Annotated in this window: 8 protein-coding genes; 1 reads left to right on the top strand and 7 read right to left on the bottom strand. The window is 64.0% G+C overall.

The features are described 5' to 3' along the window. Window positions 1-588, top strand: a 588-nt coding sequence (locus tag BGO62_RS07705) for a response regulator transcription factor (protein ID WP_296640930.1), incomplete at its 5' end; no start/stop codon positions are given. 48 nt (window positions 589-636) lie between these two features. Here BGO62_RS07705 and glmS read toward each other — a convergent pair. From glmS to atpA, 7 genes are all read right to left on the bottom strand, one after another. Then, complete coding sequence (gene glmS / locus BGO62_RS07700) at window positions 637-2466, bottom strand: glutamine--fructose-6-phosphate transaminase (isomerizing) (protein WP_296640925.1); 1830 nt, start codon at window positions 2464-2466, stop codon at window positions 637-639. Window positions 2467-2468: 2 nt separating this feature from the next. Further along, window positions 2469-3845, bottom strand: coding sequence for a bifunctional UDP-N-acetylglucosamine diphosphorylase/glucosamine-1-phosphate N-acetyltransferase GlmU (gene glmU, locus BGO62_RS07695; RefSeq protein WP_296640923.1), 1377 nt, complete (start codon window positions 3843-3845; stop codon window positions 2469-2471). 221 nt (window positions 3846-4066) lie between these two features. Then, complete coding sequence (locus BGO62_RS07690) at window positions 4067-5032, bottom strand: OmpA family protein (RefSeq protein ID WP_296640922.1); 966 nt, start codon at window positions 5030-5032, stop codon at window positions 4067-4069. Window positions 5033-5428: 396 nt separating this feature from the next. Further along, entirely contained in the window at window positions 5429-5851 is a 423-nt protein-coding gene (locus BGO62_RS07685; protein ID WP_296640921.1) for a F0F1 ATP synthase subunit epsilon, read from the bottom strand. Window positions 5852-5956: 105 nt separating this feature from the next. After that, the gene (gene atpD / locus BGO62_RS07680; protein WP_296640918.1) at window positions 5957-7336 is read right to left on the bottom strand and encodes a F0F1 ATP synthase subunit beta; all 1380 of its coding nucleotides are present in this window, start codon (window positions 7334-7336) and stop codon (window positions 5957-5959) included. A gap of 35 nt (window positions 7337-7371) precedes the next feature. Then, window positions 7372-8244 (bottom strand): F0F1 ATP synthase subunit gamma, encoded by an 873-nt coding sequence (atpG, locus tag BGO62_RS07675; protein ID WP_296640916.1) that lies wholly within the window; start codon window positions 8242-8244, stop codon window positions 7372-7374. Between the two features lie 26 nt (window positions 8245-8270). Continuing rightward, on the bottom strand, window positions 8271-9606 hold a 1336-nt coding region (gene atpA / locus BGO62_RS07670; protein WP_296640914.1), incomplete at its 5' end, for a F0F1 ATP synthase subunit alpha.

Here is a 9606-nt window from a genome sequence, read left to right as displayed (position 1 = left end):
CTGCGCATGGGCGTGGCAGGCTATATCCAGCAGGAACCGGACCTGACGCTGACCGCGCAGCTGGCCAATGCCGCAGAACTGCGCGCCTGGCTGGCGGCAGGAAACCGGGCCGATGCCGCGCTGCTCGACCGTTCGCTGCCCGATGCGGACGGGCTGGACCTGGTCTCCGACCTGCGCGACCTCGGCATCAAGGTCATCATGCTCACCATTGCCGATTCCGACGAGGAAATTTCCGAAGCCATCTCGTCCGGCGTCGACGGCTACGTCATCAAATCCAGCGAACCCGACCAGGTGCTGGCGGCCCTTCGCAGCGTATGCGACGGCCAGAGCAGCTTCCCGCTCAACATCATGCAGAAGATGGCGCGCGGCGAGCTCAACAACAGCGCGCTGTCCGCACTCACCGCGCGCGAAATGGAAATCGTCGACCACGTGAAGGAAGGGCTGTCGAACAAGGCCATCGCCTACAAGATGACCCTGTCTGAAAACACCGTGCGCAATCACCTGCGCAACATCATGGAAAAACTCGGCTTGCGCAACCGGGTCCAGGTCGCCACCCTGGCGCTGAAGGAAGACCACAAGCGGCACTGAGCCGCGCCGCCCGGTTCCGCGGCACAGATGCGCCGCGGTCCTATCGCCTCATTCCACGGTTACCGACTTCGCCAGGTTGCGCGGCTTGTCCACGTCGGTGCCCTTCTGCAAGGCGGCGTGATACGACAGCAGCTGCAGCGTCACGGTATGCAGGATCGGCGACAGCGCGCCGTTGCTGCCGCCGGGCAGTTTGATGACGTGCACGAAGGCCGACTCCTCGATGTGCACGTCGCCGTCGGCGAACACATACAGTTCGCCGCCGCGCGCGCGCACTTCCTGCAGATTCGACTTCAGCTTTTCGATCAGCTGGTCGTTGGGGGCGATGGTGATCACCGGCATGTCCTTGTCCACCAGCGCCAGCGGCCCGTGCTTCAACTCGCCCGCCGGGTAGGCTTCGGCGTGGATGTAGGAAATCTCCTTCAGCTTCAGCGCGCCTTCGAGGGCGATCGGATAATGCACGCCGCGGCCGAGGAACAGCGCGTGGTGCTTGTTGGCGAAGCGCTGCGACCAGGCTTCGACCTGCGGCTCCAGCGCCAGCACCTGCTGCACTTTATTCGGCAGGCTGCGCAGCGCCGCCAGGTGCGCGGCTTCCTGCTGCGCGGAGAGGCGGCCGCGCAGCTTGGCCAGCACCAGGGTCAGCAGGAACAGGGCGGCGAGCTGGGTGGTGAAGGCCTTGGTCGAGGCGACCCCGATCTCGGGACCGGCACGGGTGAGGAATTTCAGCCGCGACGCGCGGGTGAGCGCCGATTCGGGCACGTTGCAGATGGTCAGCGTCTTGTCCTGGCCCAGTTCCCTGGCGTGGTTCAGCGCCGCCAGCGTGTCGGCGGTTTCGCCCGACTGCGAGATGGTGACGACGAGCGCATCGGGATTGGGCACCGAGGTGCGGTAGCGGTATTCGCTGGCGATTTCCGCATGCGCCGGAATCCCCGCAATCTCTTCCAGCCAGTAGGTGGCCACCTTCGCCGCATGGAAGCTGGTGCCGCAGGCGAGGAAGGTGACCGCGTTCACTTGGCCGAGCACCTCGGCGGCGTCGAAGCCGAACCATTCGGGCTGGACATGATCCTGCGCCACCGCGGTCAGCAGCGTATCGGTCAGCGCGCGCGGCTGCTCGTGGATTTCCTTCTGCATGAAATGGCGGTAGTTGCCGAGCTCGGCCATGTCGGCCGACAGCTCGGAGATGTGCACGCTGCGGTCGGCCGGCCTGCCCGCGGCGTCGTACACCGTCACCGCCAGCAGGCCGATGTCGGCGACGTCGCCCTCCTCCAGATACATCACGCGCTGGGTCACCGGCAGCACGGCCGAGACGTCGGAGGCAATGAAGTTTTCCTCGATGCCGAGGCCGATCAGCAGCGGGCTGCCCTTGCGTGCGCAGACCAGCCGATTGGGTGCGTCCTCGCTTACCACGCCGATGGCGTAGGCCCCTTCGAGTTCGGCCACTGCGGCACGGGTGGCGGCAAGCAGGTCCTTGCTCTGCTGGTAATACAGGTGGATCAGGTGCGCGATGACTTCGGTATCGGTTTCCGAGTTGAACGCATACCCTGCCGCCTTGAGCCGGGTGCGCAGGGCTTCGTGGTTTTCGATAATGCCGTTGTGAACCACCGCCAGGCTGCCGCTGACATGCGGGTGCGCATTGGCCTCGGACGGCGCGCCGTGGGTGGCCCAGCGCGTATGCGCAATGCCGAGGTGGCCGTGCACCTGTTGCGCCACGCACGCTTCCGCCAGCGAGGCGACCCGGCCCACGCTGCGCACCCGCTTGAGACCACCGTTGATGGTGACCAGGCCCGCCGAGTCGTAGCCGCGGTATTCCAGCCGCCGCAGTCCTTCAAGCAGGATGGGGACGACGTTACGTTGCGCAACTGCGCCGACTATGCCGCACATGTTCAGGCTTCCTTTTTCTGTTTGAGCGGCCGCTTCCAGCCGCTGAGGGTGAGCTGTTTCGCTCGCGCCAAGGTGAGTTCGCCGGCGGGCGCGTCTTTCGTCAGCGTGGTGCCGGCGCCCAGGGTCGCCCCCTTGCCGACGGTGACCGGCGCCACCAGTTGCGTAGCGGAGCCTACAAAGACGTCGTCCTCGATGACGGTGCGGTGCTTGTTGGCGCCGTCGTAATTGCAGGTGATGGTGCCGGCGCCGATGTTGACCCGCTTGCCCATGGTGGTGTCGCCCACGTAGGACAGGTGGTTGATCTTGGAGCCGTCGTCGATCTGGCTGTTCTTGATCTCGACGAAGTTGCCGACGTGCACGTCGCGCGCAAGCGTGGTGCCGGGACGGATGCGCGAGAACGGCCCCAGCCGGTTGGCTTCGCCGATCGCCGCATCGTCGATCAGGGTGAAGGCGTCGATGCGCGTAGCGGCGGCAACCGTCACGTTGCGCAGCACGCAGTTGGCGCCCACTTGCACGCCATCGCCCAGCTCCACGCGCCCTTCGAATACGCAGTTGACATCAATCACCACGTCGCGCCCGCACCTCAGGATGCCGCGCACGTCGAGCCGCGCCGGGTCGAGCAGGGTCACGCCATCGTTCAGCAGCGCCTGTGCAATCTCGTTCTGGTGGATGCGTTCGAGTTCGGCGAGCTGCGCCTTGCTGTTCACCCCCAGCACTTCCCACTCGTATGCCGGCTGGTGAGTGTCCACTGCCACCCCGTCGCGCACCGCCAGCGCAATGATGTCGGTGAGGTAGTACTCGCCCTGGGCGTTGTCGTTTTTGAGTTCGTTGATCCAGCGTTTGAGATGGCGCGTCGCCACCGCCAGGATGCCGGTGTTGACCTCGCTGATCGCCCGCTCGGCGGCCGTCGCGTCCTTGTGCTCGACAATGCGCACAACCTTGCCGTTTTCGCGCACGATGCGGCCATAGCCGTCGGGATGGGCCAGATTCACCGTCAGCAGGCCCAGCTGGCCGGCCTGCGCGGCTTCCACCAATGGCTGCAGGGTCGCCGTGTGCGTCAGTGGCACATCGCCGTACAGCACCAGCGTCACACCGTCGTCCGCCAGCTTGGGCAGCGCCTGCTTCACCGCATGCCCCGTGCCGTGCTGTTCGGCCTGAAGCACGAACGTCAGCTTGTCGTCAGCCATCGCCTGCGGCACTGCCTCACCGCCGAAGCCATACACCACACAGGTCTGCGCCGCGCCAAGCGCATGGGCCGTATCCACCACATGCCCGAGCAGGGGTTTGCCCGCCAGCTTATGCAGCACCTTGGGCAAATCGGAGCGCATGCGGGTGCCCTTGCCCGCCGCGAGAATCAGGATTTCAAGCATGGAATGCATTCGTGTTGTCAGGGATGTATCGCGTCAGCAAAATGAGCAGCAAAACCCGCGCCAAGTATAAGGCCTGAGTGTATCCGCCCGAATAATTAAGGCGGCTGATCCCGGCTACCCGTACCGAGGTCTCAGAGCGACCCATGCCGGCATGGCGCCACCGCGACGGTAAAAAAAAAACGGGGGCCGAAGCCCCCGTACTCAGCTGTCCATGCCGGACAAAAATGCAATTACTTTTGCGGCACCAGTTCGACGCGGCGGTTCTGCAAGCGGCCGTCCTCCGTCCCGTTATCGGCAACCGGCCGGGATTCGCCATAACCCTTGGCCGTCAGGCGGTCGGCCGCAACGCCTTTGTCGATCATGTAGCTGCGAACGGCTTCGGCGCGGCGCTGGGACAGTTTCATGTTGTAGCCGTCAGCTCCCCGGCTATCGGTATGACCCGCCACTTCCACCTTCACTTCGCCCCATTCCTTCAGCGTCGCGGCGGCCTGGTCGAGGACGGCGAAGTCTTGCTGCCGCACAACAGCCTGGTCGTAATCGAAATGAACACCTTCCAGCTTCAGTGTCTTCGGAACCGGGGCGGGTGCCGGCGCGGGGGCAGGCGCAGGTTCCGCTACGGGCGCGGCGGCGGCGGGCGGCGGACAGCCGTCGGCGGTTTTGGCATATACCGTGGGGCATTTGTCGGCGCCATCCACAATGCCGTCGCCATCGCTGTCGAGTTCGCAGCCGTCGGCGTTGACCTTGCGACCGGCCGGCGTGCCAGGGCACTTGTCCTTGCCGTCGACCACGCCGTCGCCATCGCTGTCGAGTTCGCAGCCGTCGGCGTTGACCTTGCGGCCGGCCGGCGTGCCAGGGCACTTGTCCTTGCCGTCGACCACGCCGTCGCCGTCGCTGTCGAGTTCGCAGCCGTCGGCGTTGACCTTGCGGCCGGCCGGCGTGCCAGGGCACTTGTCCTTGCCGTCGACCACGCCGTCGCCGTCGCTGTCAACCGGCTTGGGCTCCTGGCAAGGGGCATCGAGCAGCCCTCGGCCAGGACAGCCGATCGTCTTGAAAAGCTCATGACCGACGGTTTTTCCCGTCGTGCTGGCGGCATTGGTCGGGTCGTAAAAAGGGCCTTCGGCCGCTTGTGCACTGACAACCCCGGCAGAGATCAGGGTTGCACCAAGTACACTGAAAAGAAAAGGTGTTGCACGCATGTTTAGGCTCCTGTGATGAGTTCCAGCAAATTCTTAATGTGTATTCAGGAAATTATTGCATTGCAGACAGCCCGCCCGTGCCCATAAATTGAGGCCAAGGGCCAGCGAAACGAAGCATCGTCGACAATGCCCCGAAATGTAATCCCATTCATGGCTCGTAGAATTGGCTCCCCCTGTTTTTTTATCAAGTTTTTACAGTTTGGCCCTTAATCCGCAGGCCTGCTTTGCTTCCCCTCGAGCATGAACGCCGCATCAATCGCGCTTCGCGGGCGCTTTTTTCACCCGGTTGGCGCATCGCGTTGCTGGCAAACCATGCAGAATCCAATTCACTCACCATAATTTGCAGCATAAAAAAAAGCAACCCGAAGGTTGCTTTTTTATGGCGCCGCCAGGCAATCAGGTCAGCTTGCGCAATTTCTTGATTGCAGCCAGCTGCGCCACGGCCTGAGCGAGCTCGGCCTGGGCTTGCGCATAGTCGAGCGTGGCCGCCTTGTCTTTCATTGCTTCTTCGGCAGCGCGTTTGGCTTCGAGGACCTTGGCTTCGTCAAGGTCGGCGCCGCGAACCGCAGAGTCGGACAGGATCGTCACGACGTTGGGCTGTACCTCGAGGATGCCGCCGGATACGTAGACCAGTTCCTCTTCGGCCTGGCCGGGCACCTTGATGCGTACCGAACCGGGCTTCAGCGTGGTCAACAGCGGGGTGTGGCGCGGGTAGATGCCGAGCTCGCCGCGCATGCCGGGGGCGATCACCACTTCGGCGGTGCCGGAGTAGAGCGATTTTTCTGCGCTGACGATGTCGACGTGTAGGGTCATGGCCATTTTGTAACCTCGTTAGGGCTCAGGATTCAGAGGCCAGGGGGCAGGGCTGGTGCGGCAGCGCCGCGCTTTTCCCTGTATCCTGAATCCCGACCCCTGATCCCTTGTTTATTGAATCGTCTTCGCCTTTTCGACCGCCTCTTCGATCGGGCCGACCATGTAGAAGGCCTGCTCGGGAAGATGGTCGTATTCGCCGTCGACGATCGCCTTGAAGCCGGCGATGGTTTCTTTCAGCGTGACGTACTTGCCCGGCGCGCCGGTGAAGACTTCGGCGACGAAGAAGGGCTGCGACAGGAAGCGCTGGATCTTGCGCGCGCGGGCCACCGCCAGCTTGTCTTCGGGCGACAGTTCGTCCATCCCCAGGATCGCGATGATGTCGCGCAGTTCCTTGTACTTCTGCAGCGTGCCCTGCACCGCACGGGCGACGTTGTAGTGCTCTTCGCCGACGACCTGCGGGTCGAGAATACGCGAGGTCGAATCGAGCGGGTCCACCGCCGGGTAGATGCCCAGTTCGGCGATCTGACGGGAGAGCACCAGGGTCGCGTCGAGGTGCGCGAAGGTGGTCGCGGGCGACGGGTCGGTCAAGTCGTCCGCCGGCACGTACACGGCCTGGAACGAGGTGATCGAGCCGGTGCGGGTGGAGGTGATGCGCTCCTGCAGGCGGCCCATCTCGTCGGCCAGCGTCGGCTGGTAGCCCACCGCGGACGGCATCCGGCCCAAAAGCGCGGACACTTCGGTGCCGGCCAGGGTGTAGCGGTAGATGTTGTCGACGAACAGCAGCACGTCGCGGCCTTCGTCGCGGAAGTATTCGGCCATGGTCAGGCCGGTCAGCGCGACGCGCAGGCGGTTGCCCGGCGGCTCGTTCATCTGGCCGTAGACCAGGGCGACCTTGTCCAGCACGCCGCCTTCCTTCATCTCGTGATAGAAGTCGTTGCCTTCGCGGGTCCGCTCGCCGACGCCGGCGAACACCGAGAAGCCCGAGTGGGCCACGGCGATGTTGCGGATCAGTTCCATCAGGGTCACGGTCTTGCCCACGCCGGCGCCGCCGAACAGGCCGACCTTGCCGCCCTTGGCGATCGGCATGATGAGGTCGATGACCTTGATGCCGGTTTCGAGAATTTCCACCGTCGCGGCCTGGTCAGCGTAGGCGGGCGGCTTGCGGTGAATCGGCATGTGGGTGTCGGTATTCACCGGGCCCATCTCATCGATGGGGGTGCCGAGCACGTTCATGATCCGGCCCAGGGTCGCCTGGCCGACCGGCACCAGGATCGGGTTGCCGGTGGCGAGCACTTCCATGCCGCGGCGCAAGCCGTCGGTGGAGCCCATCGCAATGGCGCGCACCACGCCGTCGCCCAGCTGCTGCTGGACTTCCAGCGTCAGCTCCGGGGACTGCATTTTCAGCGCTTCGAAGACCCTGGGCATGGCGTCACGTGAAAACTCCACGTCCACCACGGCGCCGATGATCTGAACAATTTTTCCGTTGCTCATGTTGATTTCCTAATCTATTGAATTCTGTATGCGCGTCAAACCGCTGCTGCGCCTGCCACGATTTCCGACAGTTCCTTGGTGATCGCGGCCTGGCGGGTTTTGTTGTAAACCAGCTTGAGTTCGCCGATCACGTCCTTGGCGTTGTCCGACGCGGCCTTCATCGCCACCATTCGCGCCGACTGTTCGCACGCGATGTTCTCGGCCACGCCCTGATACACCAGCGATTCGATGTAGCGCATCAGCATGCTGTCGACCACCGGCTTGGCATCGGGTTCGTAGATATAGTCCCAGTGCGTTTTCAGGCTGGCTTCCTCGGCGTCTTCCATCTGCGCCAACGGCAGCAGCTGGGTCAGCGTCGGCTCCTGCTTCATCGTGTTGATGAAACGGTTGTAGACGATGTAGAGGGCGTCGATCCGGCCTTCCATATAGGCATTCAGCATGACATTGACCGGGCCGATCAGCTTGTCCATGTGCGGGGTGTCGCCCAGGCCGGTGAGCTGCGATACCACGTTGGCGCCGAGGCGCTGCATGAAACCCAGCCCCTTGTTGCCGATCGCGGTGACGTCGATGCCGACGCCAGCGGCTTCCCACTGCTTCATCTGGCCCACCATCACGCGGAAGGCGTTGGTGTTGAGGCCGCCGCACAAGCCCTTGTCGGAGCTGATGACGATGAGGCCAACGCGCTTGACGTTGTCGCGCGCGATCACGAACGGATGCTTGTATTCCGTGTGGGCGTACGCCAGGTGCGTCGCCACGCGGGCGATCTTCTCGGCGTACGGGCGCGCGGCCTTCATGCGGTCCTGCGCCTTGCGCATCTTGGACGCCGCCACCATCTCCATGGCCTTGGTGATCTTGCGCGTGTTTTCCACGCTCTTGATCTTGGTCCGTATCTCTTTTCCGGCTGCCATTATTGGCTCCTAATCAGCGCGGTCTATCAATAGACGCCGGTTTTCTTGAACTCTTCCGCCGCGGCGGTGAGCGCCGTCTCGGTGGCCTCATCCAGGTTGCCGCTGGTTTCGATGGTGTCCATGATGCCGGGGTGCTTCGACTTGACGAACGCCAGCAGCGCGGACTCGAACGGCAGGATCTTGTTCACTTCGACGTCGTCCATGTAGCCCTTGTTGACCGCAAACAGGGACAGCGCCATCTGCGACACCGACATCGGCGAGTACTGCGCCTGCTTCATCAGTTCGGTGACGCGGCGGCCGCGCTCGAGCTGCTTGCGGGTGGCTTCGTCGAGGTCGGAGGCGAACTGGGCGAAAGCCGCGAGTTCGCGGTACTGCGCCAACGCCAGACGGATACCGCCGCCGAGCTTCTTGATCACCTTGGTCTGCGCGGCGCCGCCGACGCGGGACACTGACAGACCGGCGTTGATCGCGGGACGGATACCGGCGTTGAAGAGGTCGGTTTCCAGGAAGATCTGGCCGTCGGTGATCGAGATCACGTTGGTCGGCACGAAGGCGGAGACGTCACCGGCCTGCGTTTCGATGATCGGCAGTGCGGTCAGCGAACCGGTCTTGCCCTTGACGGCGCCGTTGGTGATCTTCTCGACGTAGTCGGCGTTGACACGGGCGGCACGCTCGAGCAGGCGCGAGTGCAGGTAGAACACGTCGCCCGGATAGGCTTCGCGGCCCGGCGGGCGGCGCAGCAGCAGCGACACCTGACGGTAGGCCCAGGCCTGCTTGGTGAGGTCGTCGTACACGATCAGCGCGTCTTCGCCGATATCGCGGAAGAATTCGCCCATGGTGCAGCCGGAGTACGGTGCGATGTACTGCATCGCGGCGGCGTCGGCAGCGGTCGCGGCGACGACGATGGTGTGGTCCATCGCGCCGTGCTCTTCCAGCTTGCGCACCACGTTGGCGACCGAAGACGCCTTCTGGCCGATGGCGACGTAGATGCACTTAACGCCGGTGCCCTTCTGGTTGATGATGGCGTCGATCGCGACCGCGGTCTTGCCGGTCTGGCGGTCGCCGATGATCAGTTCGCGTTGGCCGCGGCCGACCGGCACCATGGCGTCGATCGACTTGAGGCCGGTCTGCACCGGCTGGTCGACCGATTTACGCTCGATCACGCCGGGGGCGATGCGCTCGATCGGCATGGTGGTATCAGCGGCGATCGGACCCTTGCCGTCAATCGGCTGACCCAGCGAGTTCACCACGCGGCCGAGCAGCCCGCGGCCGACCGGCACTTCGAGGATGCGGCCGGTGCACTTGGCGACGTCGCCTTCCTTGATGTGCTCGTAGTCGCCCAGGATCACCGCGCCGACCGAG

The organism is Thiobacillus sp. 65-1402, assembly GCF_001897685.1.
Taxonomy (GTDB): Bacteria; Pseudomonadota; Gammaproteobacteria; order Burkholderiales; family Thiobacillaceae; genus Thiobacillus.
This window is presented reverse-complemented; position numbering and strand designations above follow the sequence as displayed.